We start from the raw sequence: 24,460 nt of genomic DNA on the forward strand, positions 1-24,460 counted from the left end.
CATTCATCCCAATTTAAAGAGAGCAAGAAGGTTTATATAGACCTCCAATCTAAGGTTTAACAAACTTTAGTGCTTTTGATTTAATAATTTAGATTTTTTTAACAACTAGAGCTAGTTTGTTAACGGTTGATGACATTTGGAAACTCAATTTCTTGATGGAGTCCAGGGAAGTTTTCGGCGATCGCTTTTTTTTTGCTAAGGAGTGATCGCCTTGTATTACTGAACCAAATGACAATTATTGAGGAGAGGGATAAATCATTTCTTCTGGTCGCACCCATTGATCAAACTCTGCTGCGGTAAGAAAGCCTAATTCTACACAGACCGCCTTTAAGGTTTTATTTTGCTCATAGGCCCTCTTCGCCACTTGAGCCGCCCGATCATAACCAATATGGGAATTTAAAGCCGTTACTAACATTAAAGAATTGGTGAGAAAGTGTTGAATCTGGGGACGATTAGCTTCAATGCCTACCACTAAATGTTCTCGAAAAGAACGACTAGCATCTGCTAAGAGATGGATAGAATGTAAGAGGTTATAAATCATGACTGGTTTGAAAACATTTAATTCAAAATTGCCTTGACTCCCCGCTAAGGTAATGGCCGTATCATTCCCCATTACCTGCACACAAACCATGGTCATGGCCTCTGATTGGGTCGGATTGACTTTACCTGGCATAATTGAAGACCCTGGTTCATTGGCCGGTAAAATTAACTCCCCTAAACCGCAACGGGGGCCAGAGCCTAACCAACGCAGATCATTGGCAATTTTCATCAAGGAACAGGCCAGGGTTTTGAGTGCCCCACTGGCCATCACGATCGCCTCATGACTGGCTAAGGCAGCAAACTTGTTGGCCGCAGAAACAAAGGGTAAGCCGGTCATCGCTGAGATGGTTTGAGCAACCCGTTGGGCAAATTCAGGATGGGTATTGAGACCTGTACCGACAGCCGTTCCTCCGATCGCCAATTCGTAGAGATGGGGCAAACAACTTTCTAATCGCTCCAAGTTGTGATCTAGTTGGGCCACATAGCCGGAAAATTCTTGGCCCAAGGTTAGGGGAACTGCATCCATGAGATGAGTCCGACCAATTTTGATAATGTCATCAAATTCTGTCTGTTTTTGCGCCAGGGCGTTACGTAAAGCTAGTATTTGGGGAATTAGGGTTTGCTTGATTTGTTGCACCGCCGCAATGTGCATGGCCGTCGGAAAGGTATCGTTCGAGGATTGCGACATATTGACATCGTCATTGGGATGGATCGGTGTTTTACTGCCCAGTTCTCCTCCAAAAAGGGCGATCGCCCGATTAGCAATCACCTCATTGGCGTTCATATTGGTTTGAGTTCCACTGCCCGTTTGCCAGACACTGAGGGGAAAATGCTCATCTAATTGACCGGCAATAACTTCATCGGCTGCCTGAAAGATTAACTGTGCCTTTTCCTCACTTAACTTCCCTAAATCCCGATTCGCGATCGCGGCTGCCTTTTTGAGAATACCAAAGGCCCGAATCAGTTCTGCGGGCATGACATCATAGCCGATCGCAAAATATTTTAAAGATCGTTGAGTTTGCGCCCCCCAATAGCGATGACTAGGCACTTCCATCGGCCCCATGCTATCGGTTTCAATGCGAGTTGGGAAAGAAGAAGAGGTCATAAACTAAATCAAATAAACAGCAAATTACTACTGGCTACCATTCTAGTCAAAAGCCTGTCCCCTTACCGACGAATAGCGAGGATTGGCGATCGCTGTTTTTTTGTGGAGATGAGAGAGGGCGATCACTGTTTTATGAAATTTGGAAAGGGCGATCGCTGTTTTATAGAAAATCCTATTCCCAAGTTAAGTGAATTTGCTCAGAGTTGCACACAGATTGAATGGTTTCAAGTTTAGTTTTTGTTAATTTACCAAATAAATGTATTCGTAAATGATGCTTAGGATAAAATTGACCATAACTTTTAACTTGACCGATCGCACTTTTCCAATTAGCTGAACGCTTAACCTCAATAACTTCCGTTTTAGTTAAAATATCTATTCTACCAACAGGCGTTGAGATTTCAGTTTTACCACCTAGCTTTTGTGCTAACCGATCACGATAAAAAGCCTCGGTTCCCTCTAGAGGTTTATTAATGATCTTTTCAGGTTTCTGGTCATTAATTTGTTGAATGGCTTCCCGAACTACTTTTCGAGCAAGCACTTGTAAAAAGTTAGGTTTTGCTTTTTGACCCATATTTTTTGTGTAGGTATTTTTTTAATTTTTTATACTTTACTTTTTTTAGAACCCCATAACCAGCTAATCCCACAACTGCCCCAACCGCAGCAACAGGAGCCATCGTAATTCCTACCGCCGTACCACCAACAGCTAATCCCATTCCGCCCAAAACAGCAGAAACCCCTGCGCCAGCCCCAGCCCCGACAGCAGCAGCCCCTAGAATACTGGGATCTTGCTCTTCCACCGCTTTTTTGACCCCATAGGCAGCAGAACCAACTACTGCACCAGCCGCAGCAACAGGAGCCGCACCAATACCAACGGCTGTACCTCCAACCGCTAAACCCATTCCTCCCAATAAGGCAGAAGTTCCTGCCCCAACAGCCGCACCAATACCAACGGATACGGCGGCATCTTGCATATCGGAGGATGTACCTTGTGGCTCAGATTCTTTTGATTGATTTTCAGGCATAATAATCACCTTAATTGTGTAAAAGAAGTCAGTCAATTCTCTTGGGAGAAATACTAGTTCTATCGTAAGACAATTACTCTATGAAAGTCAATCATCTTAAAATATTGTACAATCATTAAAAATTATTAAGCCCGATCGCCCATGACTGACCAAAACACCATCCGTATTCGAGGCGCGAGACAACATAACCTCAAAAACGTTGATCTAGATTTACCCCGATTATTTGCTTATTATCTGAAGTAAACATGATTCTCTCTTTTGCCTGTAAAGAAACTGAAAAAATATGGCAAGGTTGTCGCTCGCGTAAGTTACCATCAGATATACAGGAAAGAGCCTTGCGTAAATTGCGTCAGTTAGACGCATCCAACAATTTAGACGATCTCCGTAATCCGCCAGGAAACTGTTTAGAAGCCCTTGTTGGCGATAGACAAGGACAATATAGTGTTCGTATTACAAAACAGTGGCGGCTCTGTTTTATCTGGCAGAATAATAGTGCCTATTGTGTTGAAATTTTTGATTATCATTAGGAGAAAATCTGATGAACGATACCTTACTAACCAATCCCCATGCAGGAGAAATCCTTAAGCAAGAATTTTTAGATGAACTTCAAATAACCACCCAAGCTCTATCCTTGGCCATTGGTATATCTCTTGATAATATCGAATTTATTATTCGCGGTAAGTCCAATATTACGGCTGATATTGATTTACGTTTATGTCGTTATTTTGGACTATCAGAAGGTTATTTTTTGCGATTGCAAAATGCCTATGAATTAATGGAAGCAAAACGAAAACTGGGAGAAACTTTAAATCAAATTAAACCCTTAGCAATTCTTTAGAAAATCAAAAGAGAGTAAATTATAAGTTGAATCGTGGCTGACAAGACAATGCCTGTTACATTACGGTACAATTATTAAAAATTGTTAAGCCCGATCGCCCATGACTGACCAAAACACCATCCGTATTCGAGGCGCGAGACAACATAATCTCAAAAATGTTGATCTGGATTTAGCTCGCGATCGCCTGATTGTTTTTACAGGAGTTTCGGGTTCAGGAAAATCTTCCTTGGCCTTTGACACCATCTTTGCCAAAGGTCAACGGCGATATGTGGAATCCCTAAGTGCCTACGCTCGCCAATTTTATGGGTATGACGTATTACGTGTGCTCTAGTTGGAAGTGATTAACGGCTTCTTGAAGATAGGTTAAATAGAGCAAACTATCGGCTAAGTTGGGTAGTTTAGGAATTACCACGACTGATTCTGCGGAAATGATTAAAATTCGATGATCGGGATAGGGAACCAGTAAAACGGCTTCAATTTCTGGGGTTTTGACCTTGCCAATGGCTTGATTATCTAGGTTGACTTTGAGAAAGTATTGATCAATGAAACTATGTTTAACACGACTTAACTGCCAGCCCTTATAGATCATCAGAGCGATCGCTGTGCCAAAGGCCAAAAAACTACGCCAGTTCCAAAAGTCTAAAAGTTGAGCCGGATTCTGGGCAAATTCAATGATCACAGGTTCTTGACTACGAAAGCCCTGCACAAAAAGATTGATCAAACCACCGAATTGCAACATGATTGCCGACATCAACAAAACAAAGAGTAGAAATCCCGATTCCTTAAAAACTTGCTTAAAAAATTGCCAGGAATGATGAAATTTCCAGACCGAGCTAAGATGCCATTTTCGTTCTGTTTTGTGACATTTGATCCCCCAATTTTTAACCGCTTCAATAAACGTTTTTGATTCTTCTAAGTCAATGATTGCATAATCTCCTGGCCCGTAACTCTCCGCAAATTGGATCGGCACTGTAACATAGGATTGCAATTTTTTAGCGACCTTGAGGACAACGAGTAAATTCGCATCTTCTTCAATCACCCAGTCCGAACCATCGTATAGCCATAATTTGACTTGCCAAACCTGATCTAGCTTTTCCTCAAAGGCTCCCCCAAAAATAGGACGAGAGGCGATCGCCATTTCCCTAACTTGACCCCGATTAAAACTGTTTTCTAATATTTTATTTTCCGGCAAGGATAATAGCCAAAGCAGGTCTCCCGTTTCATTTTGTAAAAGTTGTAGGGGACGGTCATATTTCTGCTGTTGATAGGCTTGCTTGGCAATACCAATGTCGATATACCAAATGACAATGAAAACAATGAGAATAAGCTGGAAATAATTTTTAAGAATAAAACTTAGCCAGGATAAAGCAATAAAGAGAATAAATAATAAAATTCCTGCCAAATCATTTTGTTTCATCTCTCCCTTGATCAATTCTATCCACATTAGTTTCAACAGAAGATTATACAGGGCTTGAAAAATCTTCTTGATCTGCACGAGGGGGAAAATAAAAATAGCATAAATGCTCTTTTGTGGATAAAAAGCTTTGCCCTGATAAAGAATTTTTTCCGGCATATCATCCCCCCTATTCCCCTCCTTGAAAAAGAGAAAATAATTAACTGATGAATTTTAAGTTTCTGGTTTGCTGATTTGGGTTTCTAGTTTAGAGAGACGACTTTTTAGCTCCTGATTTTCCTGTTTGATCTGGTCAAGTTCTTGACGTAAATCTTTTAACCCTTGATCAGAGCCAATTTTGCCCTGAACTTTGGCGATCGCCTCTTCTGCTAAACGACGAACCCGACCATCGGGGGTTTGATGGGCTAAGGCTTGTAAAATACCAATAGCTTTAGGCGTTTCCATTTGTCCGAGGGCCGAGGAGACTGCTACCTGGGTCAAAAAGAAGGATTCCTGGGCGATCGCGGTTAAACGATCTAAAATTTCCGTTAATTTATCGGCCGTTTGACCTGTCGAAATAGCTCCTAAAGCCCGAATAGCCGCTAAACGTAAGGGTTGGGGAATGCCCAGAGCGGTGTAATCCAAAATCAGATCTACCGCTTCGACCGAAGATTTAAGCTGACTTAAACCGGCGATCGCGCCACAGCGTACCACTTCATTCCAACCAGAACGACTTTCTAGAATCAGTTTGAGGGTGGCAATCACCTCTGTGACCTTATCCTGAAGATTACCGGTGCTGATTTTGCCCAGCCCAGTGGCTGCCGCCGCTTCCGTATAGTAACTAGATTCGCCTTTTTCTAAACAATCCTTGAGCGTTTGATAGGCAGTTAAGGTTTTGACTTGACTTAAGCTATTAAAAATGGCTTTTCTGACCTTGGGATTTTCGTTACTTAAACCGGCAATCAGAGCCGTCCCCGCCTGATCTAACTTAATCTCGGCTAATTGTTGTGCAATTTCCGCTCGGACTCCCCAAAAGGGATCGGCTGTTAAACGATTTTGCAATAATTCCACGACCTCTAAACCGCCTTTTTTCCCTAAAGCGATCGCCGCATAGATACGAGCAATGGGATCAGGATCATGACAAAGTTGGGCTTTGAGTTCTGCCAAAGGATAATCCAACTCAACCGTTTTCAGGAAAGCATTGCCCTGATCAAAACTGACAAAATCCGGCTTGCGATCTAGCGCGAAATAAAAACGCTGCTCCCGTTCCTGGAGTCTGAGTAAAAGGGTTTTCTGAGTAATGGTTTCCCCCTGAATAAAATTAAAGGCAATGGGAATTTTTAGATCAAAAAGCTCATGATGATCACTCTCCGGTTTTGCCTGGGTTTGAGTAACCGTTAACTGTGCCAAATTATTGTCCTGATCCCAACGGTAGGTAACTTTATAGTCTGGATGACCACCTCGAAAAACATACTGATCAAATAGCCAGAGCAAGTTAAAGCCGGTTGCCTTTTCAATTGCCCTTAATAAATCAATCGTTTCAACGATTTTATGAGCATTATCTTGGACAAAAGTATGAATGGCTCGGCTAAATAATTGATCGCCTAAAATAGCCCGTATCATGTGATAAACACAGGCCCCTTTCTCATACAAATGCCGATCATAGAGTTCGATCGCTTCTCGATAAACATTTGTTACCATCGGACGACGATAACGGGACGCATCTTCTTCTAAATAACTACGGGCTTCTCCTAGCAGATAATAGGCTGCTTCATCGGGGCCATATTCATGCTCTGTCCAGAGCACTTCTGAGTAAGAAGCCATCCCTTCTTTGACCCAGGCGTGTGACCAATGTTTAATGACGACCAAATCCCCAAACCATTGATGGGCTAACTCATGGGCCACTAAACTTTCTGAATTGCGATTGTCTAAAGCGGCTCGTTCATCTAATAGGCAGCGATCGGTTAAAAGGGTAGTAGAAGTATTCTCCATACCGCCGAAAATAAAGTCATCTACACAGATTTGGGCATACTTAGGATAGGGATAGGGATAACCAAATGCTTGAATAAAAAAACTCATCATCTGTGGCGTTTTTCCCATTGTCCGCCAACCGTCAGCTTCCCGACCTTTTTCCACGTAATAGGTAATGGGAACGGGATGATCTTGGCCTTTGAGTTCGGCAAAATCTCCCACTGCTAAGGTCATTAAATAGGTAGGATGAATTTCCTGTTGTGACCAATGAAAAATTTGTTCTTGACCACAATCTTTAACAGACTGTAAAATGCCATTGGAAATTGCCGCATAGGGTTTCGGAACTTGAACTTTAATTTCTGAGGTGGCTAATTGTCCGGGATAATCAAAACAAGGAAACCAAAAACGTGAATCTTCCTCTTCTCCCTGAGTCCAAACTTGACAAGGTTTGTGGGGATAATGATCATCCGGCTGGATAAAGTATAGGCCACGTTGGGGATGATTAACGTGATAATGAATTTCAATATCCGTCTGCTGATCTGCTAGGGGTTGCGACAAATTGATCGTGAGCGTTTCGCCATTATAATCGAAGGATTGGCTAACATTTTTGACGAATACCAAATCAATTTGTAAATCAATGGCATCTAAAATTAATTGGTTAATATCAGTGCGAATCGGGGTTAAGGTCAGGCGACAAATTCCTTGAAATGCTTGTTTTTTAAGATCTAGTTTTAAATCTAAACAAATATGATTAATTTGTCCGGGTCGATTAGGGTTGTAGTGAGGTTTTGCCCCCGGTAACTCAAAACTTTTGCGTTGATTGTTTTCCGTATCAAAGGTAAGCAAGGACATTGTTAGTAATAACTCAGTAGAAAAACTAAAAATTTAAGAAGGCTATAAGCCTGAGAGAACAAGAGAAATGGTAAGTGAAAGTATTCTAATTTTAACTAAATTGAGAAGCTTTGTCTATGCAGACCTTCTCGACTTTTGCCATGAGAATTTGTACTGTATCGTGAAATAATTGCTTCGCTTGCCACTCTTTTCGCTACACTTAAGGTCTAAGTATTGAGCATTTAATTATTTAACTTAGTCCTGACTAGCAAGTCTTCCTCGTAACAATCTGCCCCATTGATTCTATGACTTGGCTGCCCCATTACCGTCCCCAACAACTTTCCCTTGGCCCCCTAGAGCAGGAAATTCTCCAGATTGTCTGGGAGTTAGGCACTGCCACGGTCAAGGATATTCATGAGCGTATTTTGGCCAATCCCGATCGCGAACTGGCCTATTCTTCGGTGACGACGGTTTTAAATCGACTCACGAAAAAAGGTTGGCTGGTTTGTCATAAGCAGGGTAAAGCCTTCTCCTGGCAAGCGGCCATTTCCCAGCCCCAGGCCAAGGCAATTAAATCCTATGAACAACTTCAGCAATTTTTAGCGATTAGTAATCCTGATGTGGTGGCGGCCTTCGCCGATAGTCTGGATACAGCCAGTATTGAACAATTGGATGCGATCGCTGCCCGCTTAAAAGACCTTCGTCGTCAACGGGAGGGATAAAGATGCACTTCCTGATGTTATTGATCGCTGGCTGCCTTGCCTGGGGATTACGGTTATGGACTTGGCGGGATCAATCCCCCCTCTCCTGGTCAAAAACCCTTTTTCGGTTCGTTTTTCCGCCTTTATTACTGATTACCACCGCCTTGGCGATCATTTCGATGGGCTATCAGGGAACCATGTTGGGTCTGGAGTCGGGTTGGTTAACCTTTGGCTTGGCGATCGCCTTAGTCAGTTCGAGTTTGGGTGTTCTGGTTCTAAGGTTCTATCAAGCGAGAATCTCCCTTCAACAATTGCAACCCTATCCCCAAACAAGCATTCACGGACAATCTGCTCGTATTTTAAATGTCAGTTTTCCCTACAGTGCCCAGATCGGTTTTTGGCGATCGCAATTGGTGATTAGCCAAGGTTTAATCGAGCTTTTAGACAGTGAACACTTGGAGGCCGTCCTGGCCCATGAAAAAGCCCATGCTAATTATCGAGATACTTTCTGGTTTTTCTGGTTAGGCTGGTTGCGTCAGATTACTGCCTGGCTACCTAACAGCGAATCTCTTTGGCAAGAACTGCTATTTTTACGGGAACTGCGGGCTGATCAAAAAGCCGTCACTCAAGTTGATGCCTTAGTTTTAGCAGAATCTTTGATGTTAGTGGCTCAACAGGCCCATCAAACGTCTCCTTTGACAGATTTAGAAGTCATTTGTGCAACCTTTTATCAAGAAAATCGCCTGCTCGTTCGTATTAATGGTTTGATCGATCCCAGCACTCAAAATCGTCTGACGGAAATGGGTTGGACGAGACTATTCTGGTTATTAGTTTTTATTCCCCTGATCCTCATTCCTTTGCATTATTAACATGGGTCAATTACCAAAAATTAACGATGCAGCCCCGCATTTTTCAGCTAAAGATCAGACTGGCAATATTGTCACGCTAGAGGATTTTCAAGGATCTTGGCTAGTGCTCTATTTTTATCCCAAAGATAATACGCCGGGCTGCACAACGGAGGCGATTAATTTCAGTGAACAACAGTCAGTTTTTCAGGGGTTAGGAGTGAAAATCTTAGGGGTTAGTCCAGACTCAGAAAAATCTCATGGTAAATTCATTGAAAAGCAGCAGTTAAATCTACAACTACTCAGTGATCCTGATCATGCAGTGGCAGAAGCCTACGGGGTATGGGGGTTAAAGAAATTTATGGGTAAGGAATATATGGGAATCTTGCGCTCAACTTTTCTGATTAATCCCCAGGGAATCATTGTCTATGCATGGCCCAAGGTTAAGGTAAAGGATCATGTGGCCGATGTGCTGACTCAAATTCGTGCTACCTGTAAATAATTAGGATTCTTCGGTATTTGTTATGCCAAATATGAGGTTATCTACTCCAGAATCCATGCCAAGAAAGGGTTTCCTTGTCTTTACACTCAATTCATGCCAAATTAACTGACAGTTTTAACTAAAAGCCTTATACGGCAAGAGTTTTAGGACTTGATAAAATGACTTAGCATAGTAACTACCGATGAACCAAAATCCAAGACTATCCCGTTAAACAACCTAATTCGTCTTGAGAAAAAGAATACAATTTTGTATCTAATTTCTTTCTTAATTCATCTAAGGTTTGAAAATTTTGCCAGGCAAAGAAATTTTTAATATACTGCCATAGTCTCTCAATCGAATTCACTTCAGGACAATAAGAAGGTTGATAAAATGCAATCACATTATCCGGAATCTCTATTTCTTCAGAGGTATGAGCAGGAGCATTATCCAACTGTTTCACTTGCTCTGACTTTCATGCCTTTAACCTGATCAACGTTATCCCTTAATGATTTTAATGATTATGATTGGAACCGTTCTGCTTCTGGCAGCTTTGTTGGACTATCTTATTGCTGATCCTGACAGATGGCTCCATCCGGTGCAGGTAATAGGCTGGATCATTGCGGGACTAACCCAGATAATTCTGAGAACACTACCCAATCCCAGACAACGACGTTATGCCGGTATCGGTTTAGGGCTACTCGTTATTTTGGGAACCGGACTAGGAAGCTGGTTTTTGCTTTGGGGATTAGAGCAATGGCACTCTTGGTCACGTTGGGTCGTAGAAGTGATCTTGCTGGCCAGTGGTTTTGCGGGTCGGAGTTTATATCAAGCAACCGACAAAGTGTTAAAGGCTCTGCAACAAGGGGAGATAACATTAGTCCGCAACGCCCTCGGTCAATTTGTCGGACGAGATACGGAAACGTTAAATGAATCAGAAATTTTGCGAGCGACCTTAGAAAGTTGGGCAGAAAACTCAGTGGATGGGGTGATGGCTCCTTTGTTTTATGCCATTTTGGGTCTCTGGCTTCCCTGGGTGGGCCCGGCTCCTCTGGTTCTCAGCTATAAAGCGGCCAGTACATTGGATTCTATGATTGGTTATTTGCGGGAACCCTATCGCGATTTAGGCTGGTTTAGTGCTCGATTCGAGGATTATTTGACCTGGTGGCCCTGTCGTTTAACCGTATTAACATTGGCTTTGTTATCAGGAAAACCCATAATGGTTTTGGCTATTTGTCGTCGGGATGGCCCCCAGGATCCTAGCCCTAATTCCGGTTGGAGTGAGGCGGTTTATGCAGCGATTTTAGGGGTGCAATTGGGCGGTGAAAATAGTTATCAAGGGGTTAAACGTATAAAACCGTTATTGGGAGAGCCTGATTTTCCGATTACAGTGGACAAGATTCAAGCGGCGATCGCCTTAACCCGTGTTTGTTTTTTACTTTGGCTGGCGATCGGGGTTGTGTCAACACACCTGATCATGGAATAACGAAGTATAACGGGGTTAATCGGAGCAAAAAGAATCTTGTCGATAAGAGAATTCCGGCGTTGCTTAATCAGGGTATGAAATAGAATTTTGCATACATCTAGAAACCAGTGTGAGTCAATGTTTTAAAAATTGCATCTTTAGAGATTCATACCTCAAGTCAGCAACGCCAGAAAATCCGTATTTACAATACTTTATCGGAATGGAGAGCTACAGTAGCGAGGAGCCGTTTGAAGCATCAATGATGGTTCATTTTCGTAAAAGAATAGGGATGGAATTAACAAATAAAATCAATAAAGAAATGGTAAAGAAGGTTGAGGGAGTAGAAAAAAAAAGGAAGAAAATGAAGGTAAGTTATTGTTAGATGCGACTTGTACACCAGCCGGTATAAAATATCCAACGGATATAGGAATATTAAATGAAGCCAGAGAAAAAACAGAAAAAATAATAGATAAGTTGTATAAAGAAATAAAAGAAAAAAAGAAAGAAAAGCCGAGAACCTATAGAGAAGAAGGGAGAAAAGACTACCTAACGGTAGCGAAAAAACGTCGTCCGTCAAAAAAAGAAAAAAGAAAAGGGATTAGAAGAAACTTATTGTATGTAAAAAAAATGTTAGATGAGGGAGCAAAATTGGAAAAACTAACAAAAAAGGAGAAGGAAATGATTATAACCATAGAAAAAGTGTATGAACAACAACTAGAAATGTATGAGAATAAGACGAATACAGTAGAAAACAGAATTGTGAGTGTAACGCAACCTCATATCCGTCCAATAGTGCGTGGAAAAGCGGGAAAAGCAGTAGAATTTGGAGCCAAAATATCAGCGAGTAATGTGAATGGCTATGTTTACTTAACTAAATTAAGTTGGGATAATTATAACGAATCGGGAGATTTAAAAGAGCAAATAGAGGAGTATAAAAGGGAGAGAGGATGTTATCCAGAATCGGTCCACGTGGATAAAATATATCGAACCAAAGAGAATCGAGCTTATTGTAAAGAAAGGGGAATAAGAATAAGTGGCCCTCCATTAGGAAGACCACCGAACGAGGTGAGTAAAGAAAAAAAGAAAGAGGCAGTCTCAGATGAAAGAGTGCGTAATGCCATAGAGGGTAAATTCGGACAGGGAAAGCGAAGATTTAGTCTTAGTCGAGTGATGGCAAAACTACCTGAGACCTCTGAAACTGTGATTGCAATGAACTTTTTGGTAATGAATCTTTCTACTCTACTTCAGAAGACAAAGAAGAAAACAAAAAGTAAGAAGTTGTAGAGTCATTGTTCTTCTAAAAATGGCGGTAATTTTCCTCTTTTTCACTTTTCATCTCATGTTAACACTTTTCTTTCCCTTCATCAAATAAAGGTCACACCCGTCTGTCATCAGTTTTATCTCCAAATAAAGGTCAAACTAAGCTTTTTTTCAGATCAATGCATACAATGAAAAGCGGGCGATCGCTCGTTTTACAAAAAAATTGCAGGTGGGATTGAGAGTAAATTTCGGGGATGACATTCATCTTTTACTCTCATCCTCTTTCAATTAGCTTTATTAAAGGTAAGATATTGCTGATAACACCACCGCCAAATTTTTTTAAGATTTTCTTCTAAAATAACGACAATTACATCTAGCCAGTCTAATATATATTCGAGCAAGTGTTTGCTATAGCCAACGGGTTTAGCTTCCGTTTCAATCCAATCAAAGGCAGCTTCCAGTTCTACTTCCCAGGGTTTACTTAGCGGAACCGATTTAGGGACGGGCGTTTTCAAGCCTGCGGCGGGGGAATGGGTAATCGTACTGTCTGGTGGCTCATCGGTTATGCGATCGGAAATGATGCTAGGACTGGCCGAGACAGTCAGATCTGAGGGAACGGGATAAGTCACCGCTTGAGATGCTTTAGATGGAGTGGGTGTAAGTTTAGGCTTTTGTTGGATTTGAGTATTAAGAGTTTCCAGGCTGACCGCAGAGATATCATCTGAGCCTGGTAAGGCAGCAAAGGGTTTGATGCCTGGGATCGCTACACTATCATCCGCATGGGAAAAAAGATCGTCCCAGGAGAGCCACGTTTCTTCTAACCCTGATTGTTTGCCGAGGGGTTTTTCTGAGGTTTGAGCCGATAAAGGGCGGGCTGATGATTCTGAGCTAAAAAAGTAGGCGATCGCCGCTTGAATGAGGGCTTGAATTTGAAAAGGATCGGGTTCGGTCGCTTCTAATTGACCCTGGGGATGATCTAGGTTAGTAGAGTGCTGAGGAGCTAGAGATGAGGGTAATTTTTGAATAATTTCGGACTTTAAAGCTTGCCACGTTTGGGGTATTTGGGGTAAGGCAAGGGGCGGTTGAAGATGACTAATTTTTTCAATAGAAGCTTCTAAGATAGGCGTTTCTCGTAGGCTGACCAATCCTTGATTGAATTGTTCAAAAACTTTTTGTCCCCATTGAATTTCTTTGGCTTCGATCTGGGCAACGGTTTGATCCAAACGGGCTAAGGGTTGGCGCAGGGGTAAGGAGGGTAAGGGTACAGTGGGCATAGGCACAATTGCCGTGCTAATGGATGCGCCACATTGGAGATTAAAGGTGAAATGTTCTAGCCATTGCAGTTTACGCCAGAGGAAGTTTAAGGGCGCGATCGCCGTTTGGGTTTCCGTATCAATCAGGGAAATAAAGCCAATCTGTTGTTGAGAGAGGGCCCACTGAAGACGACGTTCATAACCATAGTTGGCCAATTCCAGCCCCATACGCTGTTGCAGTTGTTGTTGTTGGCTACCGGAGAGCACATCTAACAGGTCATTATCGGCCGTGGTGAGCACCAATTGGCGGTTTTCCAGCAAGCAAGCAATCCCTTGAATAATTAAGTCTTTTTGTTTGGCAAAGGAAAGAGCATTTTTGATATTAATGACTAATTGTCCTAAGCCATGAGAGGGAAGATTTTTGACTTCGGACGGCTGAGACGGTAGGAAAGCGGGGGGTAAAAGTTGATCGGGGGTAGTGCCGATCGCTAACTGTTGGCGAACCTGTTCAAAATATTGGGGAGAAAGAACGATTTGTGGCGGTTGATAGTCTAAAGGGTCGAGAATGGGCGAATCTTCAGGCAGTTCAAACCAGGGTTTAAGGCTATTTAAAACTCTTTCAAGGGGCTGATCGACAGGCGGATCGGATAAGTATTCCATACGGCTGGACAAGGCCGGTTGACTACGACCATTTCCTAATTTGGGGCCAGCCCATTGCTGGGGACGTAACAGCCAATGAAAAGGTAAGGCTAATAACTGGACACTCCATTCCGCCGCTACTCGCAAATGTCTAAAGGTTTCTCCCAGGCGATCGCGGATTCGTAGGGATTGACGATTAACAAAGTTGAAGAGATGACTTTTATAGGGGCGGTTGGGGTCAGACATATCACTAAAATCGGCAAATTGGCGGACAAGGATATTGCCTCGACAGCGTGGGGCGTTGCCGCAGAGATCAACTGTCAAAAAGCTGAAACTAGCTTAACATTATCAGGCAGTAATCCAGTCTAGGAATATCTCGCTTGACAGTTTTCTGACCATAAACTTGATGAGTTTAGATAATAGAAAAGTTAATGTATTTAATGCCAAGTCACCCCAGATGGTATCATTGCCTACGAGTTTTTACCTAAATAACTAATCAAATAATAAATCATTATTAGAGCGATCGCTAACTTTCTGATAGTATATTTGATATTTTCTGTCACTGACTAACTTAGTGTCACAAATCAATACTCATGCCCGCTATTACTTCCCTGTTATTTAAGCTACAATTAAGCAATCTAAATATTAATTTTTGGCATGAAGATCGCCTATCTCATTAATCAATATCCGAAAATCAGTCATAGCTTTATTCGTCGAGAAATTTTGGCCCTTGAAAAATTAGGAGTGGATATTTTTCGTGTCTCAATGCGTTCCTGTGAAAATGAATTAATTGATATTGCCGACAAACAAGAATTTACCAAGACTTTTACTATTTTAAATCTTCACCCCTTTGTCATCTTTTATAACCTTATTGTCTGCTTTTTGAGCCATCCCATTCTTTTTTTAAAAGCCTTGTCCATGGCTATCGAATTGGGGAAAAGCTCCGAAGTGGGTCAAGTCAGACATCTCATTTATCTGGCGGAATCTTGTGCATTAACAAATCAACTCAAAAAAAGCAACCTGACTCATATTCATGCTCATTTTGGTACTAACTCTGCCACAACAACCCTATTAACTTCAATTTTAGGTCATTTTACCTATAGTTTTACCGTTCACGGCCCAGAAGAATTTGATAAACCGCAAAATTTATCCCTCACGACTAAAATTAAATATGCTACTTTTGTGGTGGCAATTAGTTCTTTTGCTAGAGGTCAATTATATCGTTGGTGTCCTTACGCTGAGTGGTCAAAAATTAAAGTTGTTCATTGCGGTTTAGATGAAGACTTTTTAGATACACCAATTTTGCCGATTCCCCCGACTTCACAACTACTATGTATCGGCAGATTAACAGAACAAAAGGGGCAAGGTTTATTGATCAAAGCGTTAGCTAAAGTTAAAGAAAAAGGGCTCAATTTTAAACTATTATTGGTTGGCGATGGGCCGTTACGTCCTACCCTTGAAGAACTGATTGTATCCCTTGAACTTCAGGATTTTGTGAAAATTAAAGGCTGGGCAACTAGTCAAGAAATTAAGCAATTTTTCCATGAATCTAGAGCATTAGTCCTGCCCAGTTTTGCCGAAGGATTACCCGTCGTGATGATGGAAAGTTTTGCATTAGGTCGTCCTGTAATTGCGACCTATATTGCGGGAAATGTGGAATTAATGGAAAATAATCTATCGGGTTTTCTGGTTCCATCAGGCGATATTGAGGCGTTAGCTAATGCGATTGAAAAAATGTTACTTTTAGATATCGATCAACTCGAAGCAATGGCAATGGTAGGGAATCAAAGAGTCAAAGAAAATCATAGCAGCATAATCGAAGCGAGAAAATTAGTGGCACTTTTTGAGGAAGTGACTAAATCTCAAAACTAGCTCTCAAACAAATTAAGCGACGGAGCTAGACTGGTTTTAACGGCTAACTTGATAGCGATCGCACCACCAACAGAGAATATAAATTGACCAGATACGCGACCAGTATAGTCCAGGAGAATCTGCTAAAAAAGCTTGCCAAAGGGCATTAACCGCATCCGCATTCAGTCCGATCCTAGCCAAATGAGCGCGATCGCTGAAAGTCTCAGAAATTTCACGCTTTAAACTTTGACGACACCACTGTTCAATCGGTAAAACAAATCCAGATTTAGGACGATTAAATAATCGAGCATCAAGCTGTTCTGCTACTAAGTTTTGTAAAAAACGCTTTTTCCCCAGGGGATAAAAACGATTCTTGAGCTTTTGTTCTATTACTAAGCCAACTACCTTATGATCAATAAGAGGTAGTCTAACTTCCAAAGAATTAGCCATACTTGCAACATCTGTGTCTCGTAATAATCGCTCCCCTAGGAAAATAGCGATTTCAAGCTGGCTGATGGAACTTAAAGTTGGCTCTTGGGCGATGGTTTCTTGGAATTTTTGGGTATAAAAATCTGTCAAACCATAATAAGAACTTGGATATTCTTTTTGTCCTAATAATTGATTTTGAAAATCCTTAGTAAATAAGCTGTAAAAAACCTGATAAATATTAGTAAGATTACTGGTAGATAAAAGATCTTCGATTTTTCCCCAACGGGTTTGAGCCGGAAAGCTACCTAATTCTCCCTCATTCCAATGTATGAATTGTTTTGATAAATTTTGACGGAATGAATAGGGCAATTTATTCAAATACTGGTTAATTTTAACCGCTAAACTGACTTCTCGAAAAGAGCGGTAGCCGCCAAAGAGTTCATCCCCTCCTGTCCCGGCTAAGGCCACCGTAATGCCTGATTCCTTTACTGCACGGCTAATATAATAGGTATTCAGACCATCAAAAGTGGGTTGGTCTAAACTGCCTAGAGCACTTTCCAATTGTGCGAAAAACTGAGCTTGGGATAGTTGTACCTCAAGATGTTCTGTTCCTAAAGCCTGGGCCACTTGATGAGCATAAACGGATTCATCGTACTCTACTTCTTCAAAGGATAAATTAAAAGTCTTAACTGTACCCGCATTTGCCTGAACCGCTAAAGCAGCCACTACGCTAGAATCAATACCACCAGAGAGAAAAACGCCCACCGGAACATCACTCACTAAACGCATTTTTACCGCATCTCTAAGTTCCTGTTCCAGGGATTCAAGAGAGCTATTATTAGAATGATATTTGGGAATTGTCCAGAAGGATTCATAATTTTCAATCTCTCCCTCCATATTAATCGTCATTTTATAACCCGCAGGCAGTAGAGAAATGGCCTCAATAATGGTATTCGGACTAATTACAAAGCCATTCCAGAGATAATTCTCTAGACTTTTTTGATCTAATTTTCGCTCAATTAAACCACTGGCTAATAAGGCTCTCAGTTCTGACGCGATTAATAAAGTATTACCACCATTATTCTGGACAGAAGCATAATAGAGTGGCTTAATTCCCAGGCGATCTCGAGCACAAAAAGCTTTATTTTGTTGGGGGTTCCAGATCACAAATGCAAACATTCCGCGCAAATAATCCAGAACCCCTTCTCCCCAAACTCGATAACCTGCTAAAAGGACTTCTGTGTCACATTCAGAACGAAATTTCACACCTTGTTTTTCTAGGTCTCGTCGTAGTTCTTGGTAATTATAGACCTCGCCATTGTAGGTAATGACATTTCCCGTTACTTGATCGATCATCGGTTGGGCACCATTGGCACTTAAATCCATGATTGCTAGTCGTCTATGGGCTAAGGCCACACCTTGCTCATTCTCATCGACAGAAGACCAAAAACCCCCACCATCTGGCCCACGATGAAACTGGGCATCATTTATTTGCTCTGTTGCCTTGATGATCATTGGGGAAATCGCACCAATCGCTGCCGTAATTCCGCACATAGAAGATGCCCTATACTTAGCCTATAAAATTGAACGGAAAATGTTGTTCTCTTAAGGTGATTATAGAAAATATAAACTAATTATGACTAAAATACAATATGGATTAAAATAATTATAATTTTTTGGGGTACTTAACGAAAAAGAGACAATAGCAGTCTTTTGGTATTAGTCGTGTTAACACCGTAGAAAAATTCAACGGTATTTATTTTCTTGTTATAAACCTCAACTTGCGGTGAAAACGAGGTTATATCGTATGATCTGCAAATGACTAGATCTCATAATTTGATTGTTTCAATTTTTGCCAATGAAACCTGATATTCGGTTAAAATCTTGCTAATTCTAGAAGTTCAAGGAGTCAAGGGTGAACGAGGATCGCTATTATTGGTTAGCCTGGTCGCAAATAAATGGAGTCGGCCCCGTTTTATTAAAGCGAATCCAACAACATTTTGAGACATTAGAGAATGCCTGGAAAGCATCAGAAAGAGCCTTATTACAGGTCAATGGCTTAGGCTCAAAACTAATTACCAATATTCTCACCCAGCGATCGCAACTCAATCCCCAACTATTACTAGAAGAGCATAGCCGTCAAAATCCCCACTTTTGGACACCAGCCGATGCTGATTATCCCCGTTTATTGTGGGAAATTCCTAGTCCACCGCCGGTACTTTACTATCGAGGTCAGGTTAAAATGTCCGAAAATCAAGGACAAATTCCAGGCATTGCGATTGTTGGCACTCGTTTTCCTACTGAACATGGCAAACGCTGGACAAAGAAAATTAGCATGGGATTAGCAAAAAGTGATTTTACGGTGATTTCTGGGTTAGCTGCTGGTATTGATGGACAGGCCCATCGTAGTTGTTTAGAAGCGGGTGGTAGAACGATCGCCGTTTTAGGAACGGGTTTAGACCTGGTTTATCCGCCTCAAAATCGACAACTCTTTGAAGAAATTGCTGAAAAGGGTTTAATTTTAAGTGAATATCCTGTGGGAACTAAACCTGATCGCGGTAATTTTCCGGCTCGTAATCGGATTATTGCCGGGCTAAGTCGCGCTATTTTAGTGATGGAAGCCCCCGAAAAATCAGGTTCATTAATAACAGCCCGTTATGCCAATGAATTTTGTCGAGATGTCTATACTTTACCCAATTCTCCTGATGTAGCTGAAGCGAAAGGTTGTCTCACTTTAATTCATAACGGAGCCGAAGTGATTCTCTCGGAAGAAACATTATTAGAAACCCTGGGAGCCATTCCCAAACTGGATATTGCCCCCGTTTTATCTTTGTTAGAATCTTTGCAATCGGTTGAATCTTTGCCAGATCTAGATCCCATTCCTTTGAAAATTTTACAAGCCGTACCGCGATCGCCCACTCCTTTTGATACCATTATCCAGAATACGGGTTTAAGCACCGGAGAAGTATCGGCAGGATTACTGCAATTAGAATTAATGGGTTTGGTTAGCCAAATTCCTGGGATGCGCTATCAACGATTATAGTAAAAACTACATTTATATTGTATTTGTATTCGAGAATTTTAAGCCAAGTCCATTTTGAAACAAGTCCCCATTTTTAAGGGGGATTTAGGGGGATCAAATTTGAGACAAGTCCTCATTTTAAGGGGGATTTAGGGAGATCAAATTGGGCGATTAAAAAACTATGGGTTTCGAGTTAGAGAGGGTTATCAATGATTCATAATTACCTTAAAATTCTCCCTTTCTGGCTTCCATAAACAGAGAATCAGGTTTGCGAACTTTGCCATCAATGATATCTAATTGGTAATCATTAAATCCTCTGATTTGACTATCCATTGCCTGACAAACCTGAATATCTTGAAATCTATTTTTGGACAAAAGAGCAGCTAAAGAGACCCGATCATACATCCATTGATGAATTTCTCCCGATTGACGGAATACTCCCTCGCAGAAAGCCCTTTGGCCAGATTTGCCCGCAATCAGTCTTACCATCCATGCTGCTACAAGATAACGGCTTTTTGCCAAAAACCAGCCCCAATTTTTATGTTTAAGTCGGGTTTGTAAAGAAAAATTAGTCTTAGGTGCTGTCCAAAAACCTTCTGCTTCTTGACCAATGCGATCGCGAATAAAATCACGGTTAAGAAGTTGGGGATTGCCCAGAAAATTAGCCATTTCTCCCCCTGGAAAGCGTCGATTAATTTGGTCTAATAACTCTAACATCAACCAATGGTAATTGGCAAGCGCGATGGGATCGGGTTGTTTGGCCATAGCCACTGATTCTAGACAACTTAAATAAGTTTTAACAATGGCTTCTAAGTCTGGAACAACAATCCGAATAATACCATTGGGTTTTAGAATCCGCCAACAGTCAGCGATAAAAGCTTGAGCCTGTTCCTGGGTTAAATGTTCCAAAACATGAGAGCTATAGCAAACATCAATAGAATCTTCCGCAAAGGGCAAAGGATTACAAATATCGTAGGGTTGGATGGTAGGAGATTGGGGGATTTTATCTAAATTAATCCAATCAGGATGATAAACTACGCCACAACCAATATTAAGACGTTTCATGCCAATAATTAGGAATGGGATGATAGGGGATAAAAAATGCCAATTCTGGCCGTAACATCGACGCGATGAAGCATTAAAGCAATTTGGTGTTCTGCTAAATATTCATCAACAGCTTTTCTGGCTCCCTGCCAATGGCCATAGTCATCAATAATAATCACCCCTCCTACCGCAAGGCGAGGAAAAAGGTAAATTAGCTCATGTTTTGTGGATTCGTACCAGTCAGTATCTAGACGTAAAAGGGCAATCTTTTCAGGAGCTTGTTCAGGAATAGTCTCTTCTACTTTGCCTTTAATAAAGTGAATTTTGTCAGCAGGATAATTAATCGATCCAACGGACTTTTTGACCTCTTCTAGAGAGGCATAACACCAAACCGAATTACTAACATTTTTGTCCTCCTCTTGTAAAAGTTTTTTAGCTTCAATACCGCTTAAATCGACATCTTCCTGCGTCGGCTCTGACATTCCACTAAAAGTATCAAACAAAAATAGTTCCCGCTCTTCTTGACCTAATTTTTTAAGGGTATCGGCGATCGCCATCATGCTTCCCCCTTTCCAGACCCCACATTCCACAATATCACCTGGAATCTGGTTCTTGACCACATATTTAACTGCTTCACAAAGGGCTGAAATTCGTTCAGGCGAAGTCATCGTAAAGGCCTGCACGCGATTAATGGTTTGAACCACTTCCTTGTCAAAATCTGGTGGTAAATTAGGAGGATAGCGATGCACATCAATTCCTAAATTTTGTAGTAAGCTTTTGATCCGTTGAAGAGGAGAGAGTTTAGCCATAGATATTAGTCAAGATAATAAAAATTTTAGAAGAAGAGTTTAGAGAGAAACTTTAGAGAAAAATTTGCTTAATTTTCGTTTTAAACGATAGGTTAACGTGGGATCAAAGATAGTATTTTGAGAAAACTGATCCGCTGCTCCATCCCGAATCAGATAAGCAGGATGTTGAATTGGAAAAGTCATAGGATAGGTGGGCAAATAGGCAAAAGGATGGTTTTTACTGGTTGTATGGCTGGCATCCTCATCAAAGCCAATATTACTAACTAGATTTCTGGATGGCAAGATGGTGAGAGCATTTTGCAGCCAACAGGCGAATGTCCATCGATAGTCCCAAGCCACAATTTGATTATCAAATACACCTTGAAAAATATTCTCCCAATATTGACGAGTTCTCCTATCTTCTAGGATAAAATTCAAAAGTTGCTGTTCTTTTACCCTGGGCCAATGGGTCATATTCATATCAAAGTATTGCCAAGCCCTTCTCCAGGTTGCCCATCCCCAGGAATGACTGTAGCGAGAAAAATAGTAACTGTCTGAGGTTGTTTGATGACCAAATTGGAAATTATTACCTGAAATTGTCATCACTCTTTGATCATGACGATAATGCTCTAGCAATTCTTCGCAAAAAGGAAAAAAAGTTTTTTCTGGCAAGCAATCATCCTCTAGGATAATAGCTTCTTCCACCTGACTAAAAACCCAATTTAAGCCGGTGGGAATACGTTTAGATGAACCTAGATTCTGTTCAGAATAATTTTTATAAACTTGACAATCCCAATCAATAGTCTCAATGATGGCGCGAGTTTTCTCACATTTTTCTGCTTCTCCTAATTTATGCGATCGCGGTGCATCAGCAATTACAAATAACTGTTTGGGTTGAATTTCTCGAATGATATTGAGGAGTTTTTGGGTCTTTTCAGGACGGCGAAAAATAATGAGGACAACCGGCGTTTTCATAGGCTTTGTTTTGGATAGAGTTTATTCACCTCGGTAATGGCTAGACGAGATTGTACCCCTAATGTTAATGGCGATCGCTCGCCTTTTTCAAAATGTTCAGCAGCAGCACAGGCAATCATAGCAGCATTGTCGGTACAGAGATGGAGCGGTGGAAAATAAACGGTGAGATTTTTTTCCTGGGCTGCCCGTTGCAGAGATTGACGCAATTCGCGATTGGCTGCCACCCCCCCCCCCACCGTAATGGTTTGCAGGCCTTGATCTAGGGCACAGTTAATCGTTTTATGGGTCAGCGATCGCGCCACGGTCGCTTGGAAACTAGCCGCCAGATCCTCAATCGGTAAGGGTTGACCCGATTCCTTTAACGTTGTAACCAGTCGTAACACCGCCGTTTTTAAGCCACTAAAACTAGAATCATAGGGATGATAACCCCCCTGGGGAAGAGAAATACGACCTTCGGGCAGAACAAAGGCTTGGGGATTGCCCCTTTGAGCCGCTTTGTCGATAGCAGGGCCGCCTGGATAACCGAGATCTAATAAACGGGCAACTTTATCAAACGCTTCGCCTGCCGCATCATCTCTCGTCGTACCCAATATTTGGTAATCACCGCAGGATTTGACCTGAATGAGACTGGTATGGCCTCCCGATACCAAAAGACAGAGAAAAGGCGGTTCTAAGGTCGGTTGGCTAAGGTAACTGGCATAAATATGGCCTTCCAGATGATGAACCCCTAAAAATGGCTTTTGATGAACTAATGCTAAGGTTTTGGCCGCTGTTACTCCCACCATCAACGCTCCCACTAATCCAGGGGCAACGGTAGCGGCGATCGCCTCAATCTCTGTCCAGGTGAGACCGGACTCTGACAACGCCTGAGTAATACAAGGATTAATAAGCGTAAGATGTTGACGCGAAGCCACCTCTGGGACAACCCCACCATACTGTTGATGCACAGCGATTTGTGAAGAGACCACACTGCTTAAAACGTTACGATTCTTTACAATTGCTACCGCAGTTTCATCACAACTTGTTTCGATTGCTAAAATGGTTGCCATTGTCTGCTAGTTTGATACGAAAGACTACTTTTGATTGCTTAATCTTTACTCTACCAACCCGTCAGAGTAAGATCACTTCCGCGTACAATCGATCTGTCATCCTTTGTACAAAAAACTTAGCCTTTGGCCATAAAAGGAAACAATTCTTATGAAACAATTGTTAGCTTTCCTGCTCGCCCTAACCCTCTGGTTTAATTTTGCACCTTCTGCTTCGGCGGCTGACTTCGCGAACCTAACTCCCTGTAGCGAATCTCCTGCTTATCAGCAAAAAGCCAAAAACTTCCTGAATACCACTGCTGATCCCCAGTCAGGTCAAATCCGGGCAGAACGCTATGCGGCGGCTCTCTGTGGCCCGGAAGGCTATCCTCACCTGATTGTAGATGGCCGCTTAAGCCATGCTGGTGATTTTCTCATTCCTAGCATTCTTTTCCTCTATATCGCCGGCTGGATTGGCTGGGTTGGACGGTCTTATTTGATCGCCATTCGAGGCAGTAAAGATGCTGAAATGCAAGAAATTGTGATCAATGTGCCTTTAGCCATCAGCAAAATGTTAACCGGCTTCCTGTGGCCTCTAGCCGCTTTAGGGGAATATACCTCTGGCAAACTGATTGTCAAGGATTCTGAAATCCCGGTTTCTCCTCGCTAGGAGACTGTATTTTAATCCTGTTTTACTGCTTTTACCCTTGGAGACTCTTTCATGGAAGGTTTGACTAAATTTTTATCAACTGCTCCTGTTTTAATCATGGCTCTGCTAACTTTTACCGCAGGGATTTTGATCGAAGCAAACCGTTTTTATCCTGATCTGCTTTTCCATCCCTAGGATGAAAATTTAAGATTCGTTATTGAAAAAAGGGGATTGGTTGTCGGATGAAATTCTGATGCCAGTCCTCTTTTCCTGTCTAGCTAAGGGTTCTAAGTCTTCAGTGCGTTCCCCCTACCTTATTGATTACCCAATTAATGT

At 41.7% G+C, this 24,460-nt stretch carries 21 protein-coding genes and 3 pseudogenes; 12 read left to right on the forward strand and 12 right to left on the reverse strand.

What is annotated here, in order from left to right:
• Window positions 1–235 precede the first annotated feature (235 nt).
• The 3 genes from fumC to KA717_30035 all read right to left on the reverse strand — a co-directional run bounded on the left by fumC (window position 236) and on the right by KA717_30035 (window position 2,703).
• Window positions 236–1,645 (reverse strand): class II fumarate hydratase, encoded by a 1,410-nt coding sequence (fumC, locus tag KA717_30025; GenBank protein ID UXE59895.1) that lies wholly within the window; start codon window positions 1,643–1,645, stop codon window positions 236–238.
• A gap of 172 nt (window positions 1,646–1,817) precedes the next feature.
• The gene (locus KA717_30030; GenBank protein ID UXE59896.1) at window positions 1,818–2,216 is read right to left on the reverse strand and encodes a hypothetical protein; all 399 of its coding nucleotides are present in this window, start codon (window positions 2,214–2,216) and stop codon (window positions 1,818–1,820) included.
• The gene (locus KA717_30035; protein ID UXE59897.1) at window positions 2,194–2,703 is read right to left on the reverse strand and encodes a hypothetical protein; all 510 of its coding nucleotides are present in this window, start codon (window positions 2,701–2,703) and stop codon (window positions 2,194–2,196) included. Before KA717_30035 ends, KA717_30030 begins: the two co-directional genes overlap by 23 nt.
• Window positions 2,704–2,912: 209 nt before the next feature.
• On the opposite strand from KA717_30035, the gene KA717_30040 reads away from it, so the two are divergent.
• From KA717_30040 to KA717_30050, 3 genes and pseudogenes are all read left to right on the forward strand, one after another.
• Window positions 2,913–3,194 (forward strand): type II toxin-antitoxin system RelE/ParE family toxin, encoded by a 282-nt coding sequence (locus KA717_30040; protein ID UXE59898.1) that lies wholly within the window; start codon window positions 2,913–2,915, stop codon window positions 3,192–3,194.
• A gap of 11 nt (window positions 3,195–3,205) precedes the next feature.
• The gene (locus KA717_30045; GenBank protein ID UXE59899.1) at window positions 3,206–3,505 is read left to right on the forward strand and encodes a HigA family addiction module antitoxin; all 300 of its coding nucleotides are present in this window, start codon (window positions 3,206–3,208) and stop codon (window positions 3,503–3,505) included.
• Between the two features lie 100 nt (window positions 3,506–3,605).
• Window positions 3,606–3,806: pseudogene (locus KA717_30050) on the forward strand (hypothetical protein).
• A gap of 15 nt (window positions 3,807–3,821) precedes the next feature.
• On the opposite strand, the gene KA717_30055 reads toward KA717_30050, so the two are convergent.
• Both KA717_30055 and KA717_30060 read right to left on the reverse strand, forming a co-directional pair.
• A complete protein-coding gene (locus tag KA717_30055) occupies window positions 3,822–4,922 on the reverse strand; it encodes a hypothetical protein (protein UXE59900.1) in 1,101 nt (366 codons plus the stop codon).
• 210 nt (window positions 4,923–5,132) lie between these two features.
• Window positions 5,133–7,721, reverse strand: a complete 2,589-nt coding sequence (locus tag KA717_30060; GenBank protein ID UXE59901.1) for a M1 family metallopeptidase — start codon at window positions 7,719–7,721, stop codon at window positions 5,133–5,135.
• A 284-nt stretch (window positions 7,722–8,005) separates the two neighbouring features.
• Here KA717_30060 and KA717_30065 point away from each other — a divergent pair, with 284 nt between their 5' ends.
• Genes KA717_30065 through bcp form a run of 3 tightly spaced genes read left to right on the forward strand, consistent with a single transcriptional unit; the run spans window position 8,006 to window position 9,748 of the window.
• A complete protein-coding gene (locus KA717_30065; GenBank protein UXE59902.1) occupies window positions 8,006–8,422 on the forward strand; it encodes a BlaI/MecI/CopY family transcriptional regulator in 417 nt (138 codons plus the stop codon).
• Window positions 8,423–8,436: 14 nt separating this feature from the next.
• Window positions 8,437–9,270, forward strand: coding sequence for a M56 family metallopeptidase (locus tag KA717_30070; GenBank protein ID UXE59903.1), 834 nt, complete (start codon window positions 8,437–8,439; stop codon window positions 9,268–9,270).
• A gap of 1 nt (window position 9,271) precedes the next feature.
• The gene (gene bcp / locus KA717_30075; GenBank protein ID UXE59904.1) at window positions 9,272–9,748 is read left to right on the forward strand and encodes a thioredoxin-dependent thiol peroxidase; all 477 of its coding nucleotides are present in this window, start codon (window positions 9,272–9,274) and stop codon (window positions 9,746–9,748) included.
• Between the two features lie 199 nt (window positions 9,749–9,947).
• Here the strand turns inward: bcp and KA717_30080 are convergent.
• Window positions 9,948–10,187: pseudogene (locus tag KA717_30080) on the reverse strand (transposase).
• Between the two features lie 45 nt (window positions 10,188–10,232).
• Between KA717_30080 and cbiB the strand changes: the two are divergent.
• Window positions 10,233–11,210, forward strand: coding sequence for an adenosylcobinamide-phosphate synthase CbiB (cbiB, locus tag KA717_30085; GenBank protein ID UXE59905.1), 978 nt, complete (start codon window positions 10,233–10,235; stop codon window positions 11,208–11,210).
• A gap of 169 nt (window positions 11,211–11,379) precedes the next feature.
• Window positions 11,380–12,440, forward strand: a pseudogene (locus KA717_30090) (IS5 family transposase).
• Between the two features lie 293 nt (window positions 12,441–12,733).
• Here KA717_30090 and KA717_30095 read toward each other — a convergent pair.
• Window positions 12,734–14,665: a hypothetical protein gene (locus KA717_30095; GenBank protein UXE59906.1), complete on the reverse strand. Its 1,932-nt coding sequence runs from the start codon at window positions 14,663–14,665 to the stop codon at window positions 12,734–12,736.
• A gap of 333 nt (window positions 14,666–14,998) precedes the next feature.
• Here KA717_30095 and KA717_30100 point away from each other — a divergent pair, with 333 nt between their 5' ends.
• Window positions 14,999–16,213, forward strand: coding sequence for a glycosyltransferase family 4 protein (locus KA717_30100; protein ID UXE59907.1), 1,215 nt, complete (start codon window positions 14,999–15,001; stop codon window positions 16,211–16,213).
• A gap of 36 nt (window positions 16,214–16,249) precedes the next feature.
• On the opposite strand, the gene asnB is transcribed toward KA717_30100, so the two are convergent.
• Complete coding sequence (asnB, locus tag KA717_30105) at window positions 16,250–18,175, reverse strand: asparagine synthase (glutamine-hydrolyzing) (GenBank protein ID UXE59908.1); 1,926 nt, start codon at window positions 18,173–18,175, stop codon at window positions 16,250–16,252.
• A 361-nt stretch (window positions 18,176–18,536) separates the two neighbouring features.
• Between asnB and dprA the strand changes: the two genes are divergently transcribed.
• Window positions 18,537–19,664, forward strand: coding sequence for a DNA-processing protein DprA (dprA, locus tag KA717_30110; protein UXE59909.1), 1,128 nt, complete (start codon window positions 18,537–18,539; stop codon window positions 19,662–19,664).
• Window positions 19,665–19,868: 204 nt separating this feature from the next.
• Here dprA and KA717_30115 read toward each other — a convergent pair whose 3' ends face one another.
• From KA717_30115 to tsaD, 4 genes are read right to left on the reverse strand one after another with little or no spacing between them, the layout of a single operon-like run.
• A complete protein-coding gene (locus KA717_30115; protein UXE59910.1) occupies window positions 19,869–20,708 on the reverse strand; it encodes a methyltransferase domain-containing protein in 840 nt (279 codons plus the stop codon).
• A gap of 8 nt (window positions 20,709–20,716) precedes the next feature.
• The gene (locus KA717_30120) at window positions 20,717–21,496 is read right to left on the reverse strand and encodes a TylF/MycF family methyltransferase (protein UXE59911.1); all 780 of its coding nucleotides are present in this window, start codon (window positions 21,494–21,496) and stop codon (window positions 20,717–20,719) included.
• A gap of 39 nt (window positions 21,497–21,535) precedes the next feature.
• On the reverse strand, window positions 21,536–22,450 hold the full coding sequence (locus KA717_30125) for a glycosyltransferase family 2 protein (protein ID UXE59912.1): 915 nt from the start codon (window positions 22,448–22,450) through the stop codon (window positions 21,536–21,538).
• Window positions 22,447–23,499, reverse strand: a complete 1,053-nt coding sequence (gene tsaD / locus KA717_30130; protein UXE59913.1) for a tRNA (adenosine(37)-N6)-threonylcarbamoyltransferase complex transferase subunit TsaD — start codon at window positions 23,497–23,499, stop codon at window positions 22,447–22,449. The genes KA717_30125 and tsaD overlap by 4 nt, the downstream gene beginning before the upstream one ends.
• 148 nt (window positions 23,500–23,647) lie before the next feature.
• Here tsaD and KA717_30135 point away from each other — a divergent pair, with 148 nt between their 5' ends.
• Window positions 23,648–24,145, forward strand: coding sequence for a Photosystem I reaction center subunit III (locus KA717_30135; protein ID UXE59914.1), 498 nt, complete (start codon window positions 23,648–23,650; stop codon window positions 24,143–24,145).
• 51 nt (window positions 24,146–24,196) lie between these two features.
• Complete coding sequence (gene psaJ / locus KA717_30140) at window positions 24,197–24,319, forward strand: photosystem I reaction center subunit IX (protein UXE59915.1); 123 nt, start codon at window positions 24,197–24,199, stop codon at window positions 24,317–24,319.
• The last annotated feature ends 141 nt before the right edge of the window (window positions 24,320–24,460 follow it).

The sequence above is a fragment of the Woronichinia naegeliana WA131 genome (assembly GCA_025370055.1).
GTDB classification, from domain to species: Bacteria; Cyanobacteriota; Cyanobacteriia; order Cyanobacteriales; family Microcystaceae; genus Woronichinia; species Woronichinia naegeliana.